The organism is Rhodococcoides navarretei (genome assembly GCF_038069675.1).
Taxonomy (GTDB): Bacteria; Actinomycetota; Actinomycetes; order Mycobacteriales; family Mycobacteriaceae; genus Rhodococcoides; species Rhodococcoides navarretei.
In genome coordinates this window covers 5168049-5184638 of the sequence record NZ_JBBPCN010000001.1, presented here as the reverse complement: position 1 = coordinate 5184638, position 16590 = coordinate 5168049, and the positions used below count along the sequence as shown (strand labels likewise).

Sequence of the window (16590 nt, the reverse complement as noted above, 5' to 3'; positions counted from 1 at the left end):
TGGTATGAAACTGATCCTCACCGCTGATGTGGACAACCTCGGTGCGCCTGGCGACACCGTAGAGGTCAAGGACGGCTACGGCCGTAACTTCCTGCTGCCCCGCGGACTGGCCATTCAGGCCACCCGTGGAGCTCAGAAGCAGGTCGACGGCATCCGCCGCGCTCAGGAAGCTCGTGCCGTCCGCGGCCTCGAGCACGCCAACGAGCTCAAGCAGGCCATCGAAGGCCTCGAGTCCGTCACGCTGTCCGTGAAGACCGCTGGCGATTCGGGCAAGCTGTTCGGCTCGGTCACCGCGTCGGACGTCGCTTCTGCTCTCAAGGCTGCCGGTGGCCCGGTCGTCGACAAGCGCAGCATCGATCTGCCGAAGGCTCACGTCAAGAGCACGGGTAAGCACGACATCGTCGTGAACCTGCACCCCGACGTGACCGCCAAGTTCAAGCTGGAGGTCGTCGGAAGCTGATTTCAGCTTTCGGCCCGTTTCGGTCGAACAAAGCCCCACGAACCTCGGTTCGTGGGGCTTTTTCGTGTCATCTCACAAAGATCAACTGCCGCAATGGGTTCCGATTTGTGAAGCATCTCTCCTCGGACGTTAGTGAGCAAAGCTTTGCGTACTCTTTGGGCGGGGCGACATCGAAAGTCATCACCACCTGGATCCACCCGACCTGACGCCTAGACGCCCGGAGGAACGCTGCCGTGACCACGACCGTGGAACCCGATTCCGAACCCAGTCCCGAGACCCGACCCGAGCCACAGTCTCGCGTCGGGTCGATCCTGAAATACGACGTACCCGCCTCGCTGGTCGTTTTCCTTGTTGCAGTACCACTTTCGATCGGAATCGCCGTCGCATCCGGTGCGCCGATCATGGCGGGCCTCATTGCCGCCGTGGTCGGTGGAATTCTCGCCGGCATACTCGGTGGATCACCGCTGCAGGTGAGCGGTCCGGCAGCCGGCCTGACCGTTGTGGTTGCCGAGCTGGTCAACCAATTCGGTTGGGGCGTAACGTGTGCCATCACGGTTCTGGCCGGAGCGGTGCAAGTACTGCTGGGTATGAGTCGGATCGCGCGCAGCGCACTGGCCATCTCGCCCGTGGTGGTGCATGCCATGCTTGCCGGAATCGGCATCACCATTGCGCTGCAGCAGATTCACGTGCTGCTCGGAGGCGAGTCCGAGAGTTCTGCCGTGCGGAACCTCCTGGCCATCCCCACCTCCGTCGCGAACGGGCAGTGGCCGTCGATCGTCGTCGGCGGAATCGTCGTCGTGCTGATGTTCGTCTGGCCGCGATTGGCTGGAGTGTCGGGCATGATGGCGAGGGTGACGAAAGTGCCGGCGGCGCTCGTCGCAGTGGTCACCGCGACCGCGGTCTCGATCTTCTTCTCGCTCGATGTCGAACGAATCGAGTTGCCGGGCAACCTGATCGAATCGCTGAGCTTCCCGATCATGCCCGACGGGCAGTGGAGCGCTTTCGCGACCGGCGTCATCACGATCGCGTTGATCGCCAGTGTCGAGAGTCTGCTCTCCGCGGTTGCCGTCGACAAGATGCACAGCGGTGAGCGCACCAACTTCGATCGGGAGTTGATGGCTCAGGGCGCAGGAAACATGGCCTCCGGTGCCATCGGCGGCCTGCCGATCACCGGCGTCATCGTGCGCAGTGCGACCAACGTCAAGGTCGGTGCCAAGTCTCGTGCGTCGGCGATTCTGCACGGCGTGTGGATTCTGATCTTCTCGGTGCTGTTCATCTCGATCGTCGAACTGGTGCCGTTCGCGGCACTTGCCGGGTTGTTGGTGATGATCGGCGTTCAGCTGATCAAGTTGGCGGACATCAAGATTGCGAACAAGACCGGGGACATCGCGGTATACGCGGTCACTGTCGTCGGAGTGGTGGCGCTCAACCTGCTCGAGGGTGTGTTGATCGGTTTGGCACTGTCGATCATCCTCGTGCTGCGTCGCGTGGTGTGGGCCAAGGTGCGTGCGGAAGAAACGGTCGACGGCACCTGGCGCGTCACCACCGAGGGTTCGTTGAGCTTCCTCGCGCTCCCACGGCTGACGCATGTGCTGTCCACCGTCCCCGCAGGTACCGCCGTCACCGTGCACCTGGGCGTGGACTTCCTCGATCACGCCGTGCACGACGCCTTGAACGAGTGGATGCGTCAGCACGAACTCGGCGGCGGCACAGTGAAGGTCGAAGAGGTGGGAACTGCCTCGATGGCGGCTGCCGCCGAGGGTCCGCCCAAGCGCGGATCCGCGACGGTACGCAGCTCGTTGGCACCATGGCGCGCCTGGCAGCTCAAGGGCGATGTGGCGCAGGAGGATTCGCCTGCTGCCCTGCGGCCCGTATTGAGTGGTGTCGCGGAGTACCACCGCACGCATGCCCCCAACATCCGTCCGCACCTCGAGGGTCTGACCGACAACCAAGATCCGGACACCCTCTTTCTGTGCTGTGTGGACTCGCGGGTCATGCCGAACACGATCACCAGCAGCGGTCCAGGAGATTTGTTCACCGTCCGAAACATGGGCAACCTCGTTCCCGCTCAAGGGCAGGATTGCTCGGTGGAGGCGGCACTGGCGTTCGGTGTCGATCAACTGGGCACCTCGTCGGTGGTGGTGTGTGGACACTCGGGCTGCGGTGCCATGAAGGCGGTGCTGAACGGGCCGGAGAACGCCGCGGACGCGTCCGTTGCGGAGTGGTTGGGGTACGGGATGGCAAGCCTCGACGCGTACCGCAGCGGTCACGTGGTGGGTCGCCAGGCGGCGGAACTCGGCTTCGGTGAGGCGGATCAACTCGCCATGGTGAACGTGGCGCTGCAATTGCAGACGCTCACGCGTCATCGGGTCGTTGGCCGAGCCAACGCGGAAGGACGGCTGCGAATCACCGGACTGTTCTTCGACATTCCGACGGCACGGGTGCTCCAGATAGGTACCCAGGAGGTCACTGTTCTGGACCCTGCGGCCTGCCCACAGAAGAGCGACGCCTGACGTCCGAGCGCGTCGTACGAGGGGCCCGATTCCACAGCTGGAATCGGGCCCCTCTCGTCGAAACGGGAGGGTGGTCTGTTTCTGTGAGCAATCCCAGTCGGTGTGACCTGGTTCACCTTCCGGTTAACCTCGTATTTACTCAACACGCCCGAGCTGTCAATTCGGCCGACACGCCGCTCCAGAATCGATGCACAGGAAGAAAACTTTATGTACACGCTGTGACCTGCAGAAAAGGCCAAAACTCGAAAAGTTATACCCAGGTTATCCCCAGACGGTCAACACGGTTGTTCAACACCATCCACATTTCATCCACACCTTCATCCCCAAGCCATGTTGTGACTCCTGCCGATAGCGCTTAACGTCCGTGCAGCGTCTCTCTCGATGCCGTGCAACGGCGACGGGACAGTGCGAATCCGGTGCCGAAAAAGCTTGTCGGTGCCCGGGGGTAGAACTTGCTACATCGCACGGCCGGGTGACACCCGGCGGTGCCGACGACAATGGGGAGAGGACGGCCGGTTCGCGTGGCAGTTGTGGACGATCGAGGACAGTCCGACTACTCCGGCCCCTCGTCCAGCGAGGGGCCCGGCGAGGACTTCGGTCGCCAGCCCCCACAGGACATGGCCGCGGAGCAGTCGGTGCTGGGCGGCATGCTGCTGAGCAAGGACGCCATCGCCGACGTGCTCGAGGTGCTTCGTCCCGGCGATTTCTACCGGCCGGCCCACCAGAACGTGTACGACGCGATTCTCGACCTCTACAGCCGCGGTGAGCCTGCCGACCCGGTGACCGTGTCGGCCGAGCTCGATCGCCGCGGGGAGCTCAAGCGCATCGGCGGCCCGCCGTACTTGATCACCCTCACCCAGACGACGCCGACGGCAGCCAATGCCGGGTACTACGCCGAGATCGTCGCGGAGAAGTCGATTCTGCGCCGGCTCGTACAGGCCGGGACTCGCATCGTGCAGTTCGGTTACGCCGGGGCGGACGGCCAGGACGTCGCCGAGGTCGTGGACCGCGCGCAGGCCGAGGTGTACGAGGTCACCGAACGCCGCACCTCCGAGGACTTCCTCCCCCTCGAGGAGCTGCTGCAGCCCACGATGGACGAAATCGACTCCATCGCCAGCCGCGGCGGCATATCCCTCGGTGTACCAACAGGATTCGCCGAACTCGACGAAATCACCAACGGCCTGCACCCGGGTCAGATGATCATCGTGGCGGCGAGGCCCGGTGTTGGTAAGGCGCTTGCTCTCGACACGCCGCTTCCGACGCCCGACGGCTGGACCACTATGGGCGAGGTGGCTGTGGGAGATCACCTCATCGACGCCCACGGGCTGCCGACCCGCGTCGTGGCGGCAACGGACATCATGCTCGATCGGCCGTGCTACGAAGTCGAATTCTCCGACGGCACAGTCATCGTCGCCGACGCTGAGCATCAGTGGTTGACGGATACCAGGGCGTCACGGAAGTCGGCGCAGGCTGCGGCTGTCAACTACAACCGGACTCGTAATCAGAAGACGTTCGCTGCAGTGCGCACCACCGAGGAAATTGCGAACACGGTGCGCTGCGCGACGAAGGATGCGCGCATCAATCACTCGGTTACCAACGCAGAGGCCGTTCAGCTGCCCGAGCGTGAGCTACTGGTACCGCCGTACACCCTCGGCGCATGGCTGGGAGACGGAACGTCGGCCTGTGCGCAGATCACCAGCGCCGACCCCGAGATCATTGCCCGGATAGAGGGCGAAGGCCTGCACGTGGTGGCGTCCGAGAAAGCCGCACTCCGATTCTCGATCAAGCTTCCTACCGAGGTCGTCGAGGCGAAGGACTGTGTCGTCTGCGGCAAGCAATTCGTTCCGTTTCCGCTCAGTGTCCGTACCTGCGGCCAATCGTGCGGCGGCAAAGCGCGTTTCATGTCCGCTCCGGTCGCGGCACCGACGTGCATCGACTGCGGAAAGGTGACGACCGGTCTGCACCGCTGCCAAGCATGTCGCAACTCGATCGGGACCGTGCAGGCGCGTCTGCGGACGATCGGCGTACTGGGCGACAAGCATGTACCGCTCGACTACCTCCGTAGTTCTGAGGCCCAACGACGTGCGTTGTTGGCGGGTCTGCTCGACACAGACGGCACAGTCACCGGGGGCGGCTCGGTTCAGTTCGCGGTCACCAACGAGCGGCTCGTTCTCGGAGTGCGCGAGCTGATCGTCAGTTTGGGCTATCGCGTGCAGATGTCGACCAGGAGTGTGCGAGGTCGGAGCGAAGCGTCGTCGACGGCATTCACATTGACGTTCGCAACGGACGATGTGGTGTTCGGTCTGCACCGCAAGCAGATGCTGCACAAGGAACGTCGCGCTGCGGGATCCACTGTGCGGTCGGGTTCGCGGTTCATCGTCGACGTTCGCCGAGTCGACTCCGTTCCGGTTCGCTGTGTGGAGGTCGACAACGCGGATCATCTGTATCTCGCCAGTGAGTCGATGATTCCTACCCACAATTCGACGTTGTCGATGGATTTCATGCGTTCGTGCTCCATCAAGCACGGAATGCCCAGTGTCATCTTCTCTCTGGAGATGAGTCGCACCGAGATCGTCATGCGACTGTTGTCCGCTGAGGCGAAGATCAAGCTCGGCGACATGCGTTCGGGAAAGATGACCGACGACGACTGGACCAAGCTGGCCCGTCGCATGAGTGAGATCAGCGAAGCACCGCTCTTCGTCGACGACTCCCCGAACCTGACGATGATGGAGATTCGAGCCAAGGCCCGGCGCCTCAAGCAGCGCAACGGGTTGAAACTCATTGTGGTGGACTACCTTCAGCTGATGTCGTCCGGCAAGAAGGTCGAATCTCGTCAGCAGGAGGTCTCGGACTTCTCCCGTCAGCTCAAGCTGTTGGCCAAGGAACTCGAATGCCCGGTGGTCGCGGTGTGCCAGCTCAACCGTGGTCCCGAGCAGCGAACGGACAAGAAGCCGATGGTCTCGGACCTTCGTGAATCCGGCTCACTGGAGCAGGACGCCGACATGGTGATTCTGTTGCACCGCCCCGACGCGATCGAGCGCGACGACCCCCGCGGCGGTGAGGCCGACCTGATTCTCGGTAAGCACCGTAACGGCCCGACCGCGACAATCACTGTGGCACACCAGCTTCACTTGTCCAGATTCGTGGACATGGCGCGAGGCTAGGGCGATGTTCCCGTGGGCTGAGCGGGCTCATGCGTGGACTCCGGTCGTTGCGGTTTGTCCGACCGCGATTCGACTGCCTTGACGCCACTTCCGGATCAGGTTGTCGGGCCGCGCTTGGAGTTCGCGTACATTGACGAGTCCGGTGATACCGGCATGGGCGCTGGCGGTTCGGCGACGTTCACACTCGGATGTGTCTTGATTCCAGCCGATGATTAAACGGATAGTGCCCCATGGGGTGGTGTAATTCGGATCGGTGAACCATCCGGTTCATGATCAACGAGTTGTGTTGTATGTTAGGCGCTTTCGAGCTGAGGTGTCAACGACTCAGCGGTCGTGTCGGTTGATACTGCAGCGCGTTCCTTCCTGGCGATGACGACCCTCAGCTCGTCCATCGACACGTCGGAGACGTAGCGGCGGGTCACTTGCCACTCGTCGTGCGCTTCGATCACCACCGCGGTCGCCAGGCGCAGGAACGCCGCCGGGTTGGGGAAGATCTCCACGACATCGGCGCGGCGTTTGATCTCCTTGTTGAGTCGTTCGATCGGATTGTTCGACCAGATTTTCTGCCAATGCGACTTCGGGAACGCACGGAACGCGAGCACATCTTCCTTCGCACCGTCCATCATCGCCGACACCTTCGGAAACGACCCGGCGAGCGTCTGCGCGACCTGATCCCACTGCGCTGCAACAGCATCCGGCTCGGTGTGCGCGAAGATCGTCTTGATCGCCGCCATCACCGGAGGCACCTGCTTCGACGACACCGCGGAAGTGACGTTCCGCATGAAATGCACCCGGCAACGCTGCCACGACGCCCCGGTGAACTGCTGCGCCACAGCAGCTTTCAAACCGGCATGCGCATCGGAGATCACCAGATGCACCCCCGACAGCCCCCGCGCCTTGAGCCCGATCAGGAACTCCCGCCAGAAATCGAACGACTCACTGTCCCCGACCGCGGTGCCCAACACTTCACGGGTGCCGTCGATCGACACCCCGGTCGCGACGACGAGCGCATGCGAGACCACATGCGCCCCGATCCGCACCTTGCAATACGTCGCGTCGAGGAAGACGTACGGAAACGTGGTGTGGGTCAACGTTCGCTCACGAAACCGCGCGATCTCCGTATCGAGCCCTTGGCAAATTCTCGACACAGTCGACTTCGAGACGCCCGAGTCAACACCCAACGCTGCGACGAGGTCGTCGACGTTGCGGGTCGACACTCCGTGCACGTAGGCCTCCATGATCACCGCGTACAACGCCTGATCGATGCGTCGGCGACGCTCGAGCAGGCTGGGGAAGAACGACCCTGTGCGCAGCTTCGGGATCTGGATCTCGACGTCTCCGCTGGTCGTCGACACCGTCTTCGAGCGGGTGCCGTTCCGGTAGTTCGTGCGCTCGGCCGTCCGCTCGTAGCGGCCGGCACCGAGGACCTCGGTCGCTTCGGCGTCGATCAGCGCCTGCAGGCCGGCGCGGATCAGCTCGGCGAACACCGACGCCGGGTCTGCACCCTTGAGTGCATCGAGCTGGGTGATCAGGGCAGAATGGTCGTGGGTCATCGCGTGGTCCTTTGGTCGAGTCACTGTGAGAGGTAACTCGTTCATCACTACGCGATGGCCCACCCACAACACGGGTACGACACGCCCGAGCTGCGGCTACGCCGCCTCACCGAATGTCCACCACCCCACGGGACTTACCCATTAAACGACAAGGCTGGACCACATCATCGACATGCGACGGGCTGTGCGCGATCTGTACCGAATTCCGATGAGACAGGAAGCGAAGGCGAACCATATTGTCGGAGTGAAGAAGGTCTACCGCGATCTCGGCCTGGGCGATGGGCAAATGCGCGACCTGTACCAGCGACATCTGAAATCCCTGGTCACCGTGTCATCCGGAGTCTTCGCAATATCAATTCGCAAGGACCTCGTGCAGAAGCGTGATCTCGACGTCTTCGATAGATCGTGGACGTATCTATTGGAACGACTGCGTAAGCGCAGTGATGCGAGCGGCGTTCCGATCGTGATCGTCCACGACATCGGTCAGAACGACGAGGTGCGAAAGCTGGTTCGCCGGTTTCGGCGTATTACTTGGTCCGCAGTAGGCGACCGGGTCAATGCGCGCCACATTGTCGAGGATTCTGTACCCAGAGATTCGCAGCAGTCCTACTTCATACAGCTTGCGGACCTTGTTGCCTACGCTGCTTCCGTGAAAGTTCTCCCCCGCAACGGGCGAACGGCGAAGATCTGCAATGACGAGATGTGGGACCTACTTGCGCCGATTCATGTCAACAAGGTTTCGCAGCGAGGCGACGGAATCTACTTGTTTCCGCCGAAATGAAGAGGGGCCTCCTCGCGGAGGCCCCTTGACGGCTAACCTACCTCGGCCATGCGGCCGGCTCAGCTAGCAAGTTCAGGACACCATGCCGGGGCCGACATAGTCAAGCAGTGAAGACGCAGGAGCACCGGGCACAGGGGTGCAGTTCAACTTGCCACGTCGGCGACGTGCAAGGCTTACCGCCCGACTTTCTCGAGTCAACGTCACCTGTCCAGATTCGTGGACATGGCGCGGGGCTAGGGCCGACAGCGCTGGGTCGCGTATTCTCTCGGAGAATCAACCGAGCACCTGACGCAGCATTCGACGAAAGAAATTCATGCCAGAGGATCAGAACACAGACGTTCCACCGAATCACCTCGCGATCGATCCGCGGAGCCCCTTCTACAACGAAGAGGTTCTTCGCCGGGACGTCGGCATTCGCTTCAACGGCGTCGAGAAGACGAGCGTTCGCGAATACAACGTGACCGAGGGATGGGTGCGCGTCGAAGTCCCGACCGCGAAGGACCGCTACGGCAATCCCATGCTCGTCAAGCTCAAGGGCACTGTCGAACCGTACTTCCGCGACGCGAAGTAGCGGCTACCGATCAAATTTTGTACCGGATCAGTCGCGAGCTGTTGCCGACCACCGCGACCGAAGACGCGTTGTGCAGAATCGCGGCGAGCACCGGAGACAGTGCTCCACCGGCGCTGACCACGAGGCCCAGTGCATTCACGGCAATGGACATTCCGTAGTTCTGGCGGATGACGGACACCGAATGTCGACCGAGATCACGGACGTCGAGCAGCCGTGAAAGGTCGTCGCTGGCCAGAGCTACATCGGCCGTTTCGACGGCAACATCGGTGCCCGCCAACCCCATTGCGATTCCGATATCCGCGACGGCTAGTGCGGGAGCGTCGTTGGTGCCGTCACCGACCATCGCGACGACGTACCCCTCTTCTTGGAGCTTGCGGACGGCTTCGAGTTTGTCATCGGGCATCACCTCGGCCCGCCACTCGGCGATGCCCAGTTCGGCGGCTACGGCCGCTGCGGTCTCGGGGTGATCTCCGGTGAGCATGACGATGCGTTCCACACCGTCGGCGCGGAGCGCATTCAACACTTCCAGAGCATTCGCCCGTACCTCGTCGCGCAGGCTGATCAACCCGACCAAGACTCCGTCGACTGCGAGCAGCAACGGTGTCTCGGCCTGACGCTGAAGGCGCGAAACCCAGTCGGCTGCATGGTCGGACACGGCGACGTTCTCGCTGCGCAAGAGCGAAGGACTGCCGAGCAGCAGAGTCCGTCCATCCGCGACGGTGCGCATGCCGAGCCCGACGAGCACTTCGCACTCCTCGTGCGGAGGAATCACGATGTGGCGTTCCTCGGTGCTGCGAATCACGGCCTCGGCCAACGGGTGTCGAGAGTGGATCTCGGAACTGGCGGCATACGCCAGCACCTGCTCCGGCTCCCAGTCATCCTGGAAAGACACGACATTGGTGACGACCGGGCGTCCGACGGTGAGGGTGCCGGTCTTGTCGAACACGAAGGCGTCGACCCTGCCTGCCTGTTCCAGATGCGACCCGCCCTTGATGAGAATCCCTCGGCGAGCACCGTTTCCGATGGCAGCGCTGATGGCCGTCGGAGTAGACAGTCCCACCGCACACGGGCACGCGACCAACAGCATGGTCATCGCTCGCCGGACATCGCGGGTGGCAATAAGTGTGAGCGCCGACAGGATGAACGATGCGGGCACGAAGCGTCGTGAGAAGTTCTCTCCCACAGTCTGAATCGGAGCGCGATCTTCCTGTGCCTCCTCGACGCGGGAGATGATGCGGCCGATCGTCGTGTCGCGGCCGACCGCAGACGCGCGGATGACGATGCGTCCACGGACCACAACGGATCCGGCGTGGATCCGGTCGCCTGCAACGATCGACACCGGCAACGTCTCACCGGTGATCGCCGACTGGTCCACCACTGCATCACCATCGACGACGATGCCGTCAACCGGCACGCCGACGTGATCGTGCACGACGACGTCGTCGCCGATCTCCAGTCGATCGACGTCGACGGAGATCTCGGAACCGTCGGGAAGTCGGATCCATGCGGTGTCCTGTGTGCCGGTCAGGAGGTCGGAGATTGCTCGACGAGTGCGCTTGAGCGTCAGCTCCTGCAGGTATTCGCCGATGTTCAGGAGCCACAGCACGGTGAGGGCGACGACGTTCTCGCGCAGTACGAGGCTGGCCACGGTTGCGGCGCTGACGAGCGCGTCGGTTCCCGCCGTCCTGTTGCCGGCCAGTGAGCGCACCGCTCCTTTGAGGAACGGGTAGCCGGTGAAGATCGTTGCGCCGGTCGCAACGAGACGGCTGGTGGGGCCGAGAATGGGTGGTCGTCGGAAGGCGTAGCGACGGAATCCGAGTAGAACCAAGGCCGCCCCGCCGATGGTCATGCGCAGGACGTCTCCGCTGGTGACATCCCCAGACCGTGGGCTACGGGCGGGTACCAAAGCCCAGTCGGTCGTACGACCCGCGTTCACCGCGTCGAACAGCTCGGTCCGGTCGATTCGCGAGCGGGAATACCAGACCACCACCGATGCGGTACGGGGGTACGCGTGGACGGCCCGCACGCCGCGAATTTTGTCGACGTGATCTTCGACGGCGACTGCGCGACCCGGACTCGACCGCAGCCAATCGACCCGAAGCCGCATGCGGCCGGCGGCATCGGACAGGATCTCGATGCCACCCGCGCGATCGGGAGCCGCATCGAGGGAGTGTTCGACGAGCATCGTCATAGTCGACCGACTGCCGTGATCAGTGCGAGTGGCCGTGGCCGACTTCGGTGGCCGAGGGTGGCGGCACCTCTTCGCCGAGACGGTCGCGTGCCTCCGCGACCACATCGGAGACTGCCAAACGCGCTGATTCGGCCTGGATCTCAGCCTTCCGTGCGGCGCGAAGGCCGAGTTCGGTTGCCGATACCGCAGCCTTACGGACGGGAGCCTTCTCGTACAGTTTCTTGGCACCGTTGTACGCGGCGACGCCGACTGCGCCTGTCACGACCGTCGATACTGCCTTCGCGACAATGATCGGAAACGCCATGTTGTAGCTCCTCGAAGTCGAACCTGTACCCACTTATTGGGAATCGTATTCGTTTTGTTCGGCTGTGGCGACTCCCGGGGTCGTCGAGCGTCATCGGGTCGGGTATGTGGTGCGGAAAGCTTTTGTCACGTAAGGAAGTTCGACCGTGGCCGATGCTGTCAGGCCCAACTCGTCGAACAGTGCGGTGAGATCCTGATCGATGCGGTTGCGCTCATCGGCGGTTGCGGTGATGTAAAAGCTGCGCGACTTGACCAGGTCGATCAGCTGGGACCGAGTCACCGTGCGTGACCACGTCCACCGCTCTTCGTCGAGCTGACGGAACGGATCTGCGATCGGCGGTGGGCCGCCGTCGAACATGTTCAGGGCTCCACCACGCGAGACCACCGAGTTCAGTCGACGAACCCACGGCTCCGTTTCGTCACGAATGTTCCAGATCAGTCCCAGGGTGCCGCCCGGGCGGAGAACCCGCCCGATCTCGCGTGACGCGGCCACTGGCTCGACCCAGTGCCAGGCCTGCCCGAGCAGGACGGCATCGACGCTCCCGTCCTCCAGCGGCAAGGACTCGGCAGTGCCGACGTGGGTGGGAACGCCGGGGACTGCGTCGCGCAGGGCGTCGAGCATGGCGGGATCAGGGTCGACGGCTACGGCGTCGCACCCGGCGGCCACGATGATGCGGGTGAGCTTGCCGGTACCGGCTCCGACGTCGGCGACAAGGGGACGCGCGTCGGACTCGAGCACGGCTTCCAGCAGCCATTCGACCGCGGTCGACGGGTATTCGGGGCGAGCAGATTCGTACATGTCGGCGACGGACCCGAACGACGTCGAGCTGTTATCTCGGCTAACCATATGGCCAGGTTACATTGCCTGAATCAGTTCAGTTCGAGTTCGTAGTAGAGAGCCTTCGGACCCTCGCCGCGGCCTTCGTGGCAGTCGAAGCCACGCTTTTCGTACACGTGTCGCGCCGCCTCGTCGTCCTCGGAGGTGTTGAGGTCCATGTAGGTGGCACCCCTGCCGCGCGCGTGCTCGATGACGTCGTCGAGAAAGGTTGTGCCGTAGCCCTTCCCGCGTAGCTCAGGCTGGACGTAGAACTCGGCGAGGTAGGCCTCGGGGTCTGCGCTCAGCGTACCGATCCGAAATCGCAGAACGGCAACACCGATGGCGGGAGTCCCGAATGTCAGGACGCTGGTGTCGCCGGACTTCACCAACGTGTCGAGATGTGCTGCAAGCCAGTCTATCTCGGGCACCGGGTAGTCGTACTCCCGATTGAAATCGATCAACAGAGTTGCTGCCTCGGTGAATTCGGCAGGATCCTGGACGGCACGTGTACCGCTGACTGAAGTCACCGTTTTCTCCTTCGTCAGTGATCCGGTTGAACGAGATTCTTCGCATCGAGCAGACCTAGACCGGGATGCATCTCGCGCAGCGCTTTGATGGCGTGGACAGTTCTGCCGGATTCTGCGACCACCGCGTCGACATCCTCGGCGGGTACGGCATCGGGACCGATCTTTTCGGGAGCGGGCGAGTGGCGCCCTCCTCGGTACCAGAGCGCTGGGGCGGCTACTGCAAGCACTAGCAGCTTCGACCAGTTCCAGAGAGAAGGGTCGGACACGAGGTCGCTGATCGTCAGGAACGCGAGCGCGGCCAACAACGCGGCAAGCCCGTACCGCTTCCAGGGGCGTTCATCGGCCTTCATGCCTTTCATGCTGTCACCGCACCCCGATATGGGCAACGGCTCAGCGTCGCAATTCGGTATCGAGTCGAATCATGAGCACGCTGTACCTCGTTCCCCCGACGGCCGGAGTCAGAATCGCCTCAACCGTCATACACCTCTGTGGTGATGCAGAAGGGATGCCCGGCTGGGTCGAGTAGAACTCGCCATCGGGGGTCGGGCTGTTCTGTTGCCTCCCTGGCACCGCATTCGACTGCGTAGGCGACAGAATCGGCCAGGTCGCCTCCAGCGTCCAGGTCGAAGTGCACGATGGATGTCGACGGCCATTGAGGCGGAATGTAGTTCGCAGTTTTCTGCGCAACGATGTTCAGGCCCGACTGCGTCCTGATCCCCACGCTCTCGGAGTTCTCCCACAACAACTCGCCGCCGAGAAGCGCCAGATAGAAGTGTGCGAGTTGCACCGGATCGGCGCAGTCGATGGACGTCCCCGCTATAGCGAGGTGGTTTCGCGGCATGTCTGGAGACTACGGTCGTTGGTGCTGTCAGTGTCCACAATTTGGCTCGAGAGGCGGAAATCGCCCTCCCGCGTGGGAATCTTGGACACTCACATCACCTCCCTCGCAGCGCTCTTGACCTCGAGTGCACTCGAGGTTGCATGGTGAGGTCATGCAGATGACGTACGACGACTTGCCGCAACTCATGACGTTGATGACGGGCGACGAAAAGCACAGCACCAGTGCCACTTCGACACTGGACGTTCTGTGGGTGCTGTACTCCGACACTCTTCGGCTCGACCCAGCGAATCCTGATGACCCCGAACGTGATCGGTTCTACCTGTCCAAGGGGCACGGGCCGATGGCGTACTACGCAGTGCTCGCGGCGCGGGGATTCCTGTCGCCGGAAGAACTCGCGTCCTTCGGCGGCTACGACTCTCCGCTGGGCAGTCACCCGGATCGAACGTTGGTACGCGGTGTGGACATCGGATCGGGATCGCTCGGACATGGACTGGCGTTGGCCGCCGGAACTGCTGTGGCGCTGCGGATTCGGAAGAGCAGTGCCCGCGTCTTCGTATTGATCGGCGACGCCGAACTCGACGAAGGCAGCAACATGGAAGCCATTCAATTTGCCGGGCGATCGCAGTTGGGCAATTTGACGGCCGTGGTGATCGACAACGATTCTGCCGGTCTGGGTTGGCCGGGCGGCATTGCGTCGCGTTTCGCGGTCGAAGGCTGGCACACGTCCGACGTCGACGGTCGAGACCACAGTGCTCTCCGCCAGGCGTTCCGCACCGATCACACAGACCGCCCGCACGTGGTGGTCGCTCACGTCGAAAAGAAGGAGGGCTGATGAGCGCAACGCTGGACCAACGTGAGTACTTCTACCGTCTGGTCCCCCACCTGTTGGCGCAGGACGAGCGAACAGCGTTGGTGCTGGCGGAGATCGGAGTCGGCTATCTCGAACCGCACCTGACCGCCGATATTCGATCGAGGGTGGTCAACGTCGGGATTCGAGAGCAGGCGATGATCGGTGTGGCGGGAGGTCTGGCGCTCGCAGGCCTGCGTCCGATCGTGCACACTTTCCCGCCGTTTCTGATAGAGCGGCCCTTCGAGCAGGTGAAGCTCGACCTGGGACATCAGGGCGTCGGTGCCATTCTGGTGAGCTCCGGCGGTTCCTACGGATGGCCGCAGGGCGGCGAGACCCACTTCGGTCAGCGAGACGTCGCACTGCTCGACACCCTGGATGGGTGGACTGTTCACGTGCCCGGGCATGTCGACGACATCGACTGGATGCTGCGCAGCGCGGTGGCATCGGAGGACCGCGTCTACATCAGGCTCGACGGCATCAACAACCATCGCCCGTACGGGCACTCCGATGGGAGGTTCACCATTCTGCAGCAGGGCAATTCGGGAACGGTGATCTCCGTCGGTCCGATGACGGACCGGGTACTGGCCGCAGCCGAAGGGCGCGACGTGACGGTGCTGCATGCGTCGACGATCAGGCCGTTCGACAGCCGTACGCTGCGGGCGACGTTGACCGCGCCCGACGTCATGATCGTCGAGCCGTACCTCGCGGGAACGTCGGTGCTGCAGGTGAACAGAGCCCTGGCCGATGTGCGGCATCGAGTGTCGGGAGTCGGGGTCGAACCAGGAGAGCGTCGAAAGTACGGCACTGTGGCCCAACACGATCGGGTCAATGGGCTGGACATCGAAGGGCTGTCCCGATCGATGACCGAGTTCTTCGGGTGATCAGCTCTGGCGGCGCTCGTACCTGCTCTTGGCAACGTCGTACGCGGACTCGAGCAGTGCCCGAATCTGTGTCTCGGTCCGCGAAGACGGGTTGACCACCGACAGCCATCCGGCGGTGCCGTACTGAGGGTGGGCGGCGATGACGTCGTCGGTGTCGGCCTGGGGTGCGTGCGCCGCGTCGCGAGGCACCACCCCCAGGAACTTCTCGAATTCCTGTTTTGCTGCAACGACATTGACGCGAAATGCGTCCGGCCTGTGCAGCTGGGACAGCTCGTCACCCGGGTAGTTCTTGGTCACGACGGTCGCAAACGGCTGAGTCGTCGGGATTGTCCCGTCGGGTGAGTAGTAGAAGAACACATCACCCCACGCGAGCTCTGGCGTGTCATCACCTTCCCGAGGACGCTGCGCCACGGTGCCGTCGAAGCTGCCGACCAAATTCACGATGTCGTCGAGTGTCATGCATCGATCGTCACACGGTCGGAAGCTCCTGTCACAGGGCCAGCCCACGCAGTGCTCAGGTCGTTGCGGTAGCTATCGCGCGTCGGATGATCTGCTCGATTCTGTCGGCGTCGTCGGCGTCTCTCGGCGCGTACAGAAACACGTACGTCTCGGGTAGTCCGAGGACGGGGCGTCCGGCCAATGGGTGCAGTTCGCCCCATCCGGCGGAGATGACGGACTGGGCATCGTCCGGCTGCATCACCACGTGCAGTGAGCCCTCGCTCTCGTGCACGTGCAGAACCTCACCCTTCGTTCGCGAGATCCACGGCGCGGCAGCTCCGATGTCCGAGACGTAGAGCGCATCGCCTCTGCGCTCGAATCGACTGCGCGCCAGATGGAACGGCCCGTTCGATCGAGCCTCGGCGGTCACTGAGGCAGTGAGTCGATCGATCAAAGCGCTGGTGGCAAGATGGGTGAGCTGCCGGTGGGGTATCGGGTACGGCGCGATTGTCGGCCTGGGGCCGGGTCGGTGTTCGATCTGCCAGTGCAGTCCGGGGCTCGCCGCGCCGTCGACTCTCATCGTGTCGCGTCGGGAGAGTGGCCTCAGGGCAGTGGTGATCAGCCAGCCGCCGATGTTGGCGGGGAGACCGCCCGGCCCCAGCTCGATCCACGCGGCGTAGTCGTTCTTGACCTTCTGCAC

At 63.0% G+C, this 16590-nt stretch carries 16 protein-coding genes; 7 read left to right on the top strand and 9 right to left on the bottom strand.

The window, feature by feature from the left end; genetic code table 11:
* Positions 1 to 4: 4 nt before the first annotated feature.
* The 3 genes from rplI to dnaB all read left to right on the top strand — a co-directional run bounded on the left by rplI (position 5) and on the right by dnaB (position 6137).
* Positions 5 to 460 carry a 50S ribosomal protein L9 gene (rplI, locus tag AABD04_RS24535; protein ID WP_027495081.1) on the top strand — a complete coding sequence of 152 codons (456 nt, stop codon included), beginning with the start codon at positions 5 to 7 and terminating at the stop codon, positions 458 to 460.
* Between the two features lie 233 nt (positions 461 to 693).
* Positions 694 to 2973, top strand: a complete 2280-nt coding sequence (locus AABD04_RS24530; RefSeq protein ID WP_341442843.1) for a bifunctional SulP family inorganic anion transporter/carbonic anhydrase — start codon at positions 694 to 696, stop codon at positions 2971 to 2973.
* A 617-nt stretch (positions 2974 to 3590) separates the two neighbouring features.
* Positions 3591 to 6137, top strand: coding sequence for a replicative DNA helicase (gene dnaB, locus AABD04_RS24525; protein ID WP_423228251.1), 2547 nt, complete (start codon positions 3591 to 3593; stop codon positions 6135 to 6137).
* Between the two features lie 293 nt (positions 6138 to 6430).
* On the opposite strand, the gene AABD04_RS24520 is transcribed toward dnaB, so the two are convergent.
* Positions 6431 to 7690 (bottom strand): IS256 family transposase, encoded by a 1260-nt coding sequence (locus AABD04_RS24520; protein WP_068052702.1) that lies wholly within the window; start codon positions 7688 to 7690, stop codon positions 6431 to 6433.
* A 184-nt stretch (positions 7691 to 7874) separates the two neighbouring features.
* Here AABD04_RS24520 and AABD04_RS24515 point away from each other — a divergent pair, with 184 nt between their 5' ends.
* Positions 7875 to 8471: a DUF3800 domain-containing protein gene (locus AABD04_RS24515; RefSeq protein WP_341442841.1), complete on the top strand. Its 597-nt coding sequence runs from the start codon at positions 7875 to 7877 to the stop codon at positions 8469 to 8471.
* 313 nt (positions 8472 to 8784) lie between these two features.
* The gene (locus AABD04_RS24510; RefSeq protein ID WP_094611446.1) at positions 8785 to 9042 is read left to right on the top strand and encodes a DUF3297 family protein; all 258 of its coding nucleotides are present in this window, start codon (positions 8785 to 8787) and stop codon (positions 9040 to 9042) included.
* Between the two features lie 10 nt (positions 9043 to 9052).
* On the opposite strand, the gene AABD04_RS24505 is transcribed toward AABD04_RS24510, so the two are convergent.
* From AABD04_RS24505 to AABD04_RS24480, 6 genes are all read right to left on the bottom strand, one after another.
* Positions 9053 to 11233 carry a heavy metal translocating P-type ATPase gene (locus tag AABD04_RS24505; protein WP_423228190.1) on the bottom strand — a complete coding sequence of 727 codons (2181 nt, stop codon included), beginning with the start codon at positions 11231 to 11233 and terminating at the stop codon, positions 9053 to 9055.
* A 19-nt stretch (positions 11234 to 11252) separates the two neighbouring features.
* Positions 11253 to 11537 carry a DUF1490 family protein gene (locus tag AABD04_RS24500; RefSeq protein ID WP_243609420.1) on the bottom strand — a complete coding sequence of 95 codons (285 nt, stop codon included), beginning with the start codon at positions 11535 to 11537 and terminating at the stop codon, positions 11253 to 11255.
* 90 nt (positions 11538 to 11627) lie between these two features.
* A complete protein-coding gene (locus AABD04_RS24495; RefSeq protein ID WP_341442839.1) occupies positions 11628 to 12383 on the bottom strand; it encodes a class I SAM-dependent methyltransferase in 756 nt (251 codons plus the stop codon).
* Between the two features lie 23 nt (positions 12384 to 12406).
* Positions 12407 to 12880 (bottom strand): GNAT family N-acetyltransferase, encoded by a 474-nt coding sequence (locus AABD04_RS24490; protein WP_341442838.1) that lies wholly within the window; start codon positions 12878 to 12880, stop codon positions 12407 to 12409.
* Between the two features lie 14 nt (positions 12881 to 12894).
* Complete coding sequence (locus AABD04_RS24485) at positions 12895 to 13239, bottom strand: hypothetical protein (RefSeq protein ID WP_341442837.1); 345 nt, start codon at positions 13237 to 13239, stop codon at positions 12895 to 12897.
* A 110-nt stretch (positions 13240 to 13349) separates the two neighbouring features.
* Positions 13350 to 13721 (bottom strand): VOC family protein, encoded by a 372-nt coding sequence (locus AABD04_RS24480; protein WP_341442836.1) that lies wholly within the window; start codon positions 13719 to 13721, stop codon positions 13350 to 13352.
* Positions 13722 to 13878: 157 nt separating this feature from the next.
* On the opposite strand from AABD04_RS24480, the gene AABD04_RS24475 reads away from it, so the two are divergent.
* Both AABD04_RS24475 and AABD04_RS24470 read left to right on the top strand, forming a co-directional pair.
* The gene (locus AABD04_RS24475; protein ID WP_341442835.1) at positions 13879 to 14553 is read left to right on the top strand and encodes a transketolase; all 675 of its coding nucleotides are present in this window, start codon (positions 13879 to 13881) and stop codon (positions 14551 to 14553) included.
* On the top strand, positions 14553 to 15452 hold the full coding sequence (locus AABD04_RS24470) for a transketolase family protein (protein WP_341442834.1): 900 nt from the start codon (positions 14553 to 14555) through the stop codon (positions 15450 to 15452). The genes AABD04_RS24475 and AABD04_RS24470 overlap by 1 nt, the downstream gene beginning before the upstream one ends.
* Here AABD04_RS24470 and AABD04_RS24465 read toward each other — a convergent pair whose 3' ends face one another.
* Positions 15453 to 15911, bottom strand: coding sequence for a DUF6194 family protein (locus AABD04_RS24465; RefSeq protein ID WP_341442833.1), 459 nt, complete (start codon positions 15909 to 15911; stop codon positions 15453 to 15455).
* A 55-nt stretch (positions 15912 to 15966) separates the two neighbouring features.
* Positions 15967 to 16590 carry a luciferase domain-containing protein gene (locus AABD04_RS24460; protein WP_341442832.1) on the bottom strand — a complete coding sequence of 208 codons (624 nt, stop codon included), beginning with the start codon at positions 16588 to 16590 and terminating at the stop codon, positions 15967 to 15969.

Bases quoted from the DNA above. Each gene is read 5' to 3' on its own strand.
- rplI (WP_027495081.1), top strand. From the start codon at position 5: ATGAAACTGATCCTCACCGCTGATGTGGACAACCTCGGTGCGCCTGGC.
- dnaB (WP_423228251.1), top strand. From the start codon at position 3,591: ATGGCCGCGGAGCAGTCGGTGCTGGGCGGCATGCTGCTGAGCAAGGAC.
- AABD04_RS24520 (WP_068052702.1), bottom strand. From the start codon at position 7,690: ATGACCCACGACCATTCTGCCCTGATCACCCAGCTCGATGCACTCAAG.
- AABD04_RS24510 (WP_094611446.1), top strand. From the start codon at position 8,785: ATGCCAGAGGATCAGAACACAGACGTTCCACCGAATCACCTCGCGATC.
- AABD04_RS24505 (WP_423228190.1), bottom strand. From the start codon at position 11,233: ATGACGATGCTCGTCGAACACTCCCTCGATGCGGCTCCCGATCGCGCG.
- AABD04_RS24500 (WP_243609420.1), bottom strand. From the start codon at position 11,537: ATGGCGTTTCCGATCATTGTCGCGAAGGCAGTATCGACGGTCGTGACA.
- AABD04_RS24495 (WP_341442839.1), bottom strand. From the start codon at position 12,383: ATGGTTAGCCGAGATAACAGCTCGACGTCGTTCGGGTCCGTCGCCGAC.
- AABD04_RS24485 (WP_341442837.1), bottom strand. From the start codon at position 13,239: ATGAAAGGCATGAAGGCCGATGAACGCCCCTGGAAGCGGTACGGGCTT.
- AABD04_RS24480 (WP_341442836.1), bottom strand. From the start codon at position 13,721: ATGCCGCGAAACCACCTCGCTATAGCGGGGACGTCCATCGACTGCGCC.
- AABD04_RS24475 (WP_341442835.1), top strand. From the start codon at position 13,879: ATGACGTACGACGACTTGCCGCAACTCATGACGTTGATGACGGGCGAC.
- AABD04_RS24470 (WP_341442834.1), top strand. From the start codon at position 14,553: ATGAGCGCAACGCTGGACCAACGTGAGTACTTCTACCGTCTGGTCCCC.
- AABD04_RS24465 (WP_341442833.1), bottom strand. From the start codon at position 15,911: ATGACACTCGACGACATCGTGAATTTGGTCGGCAGCTTCGACGGCACC.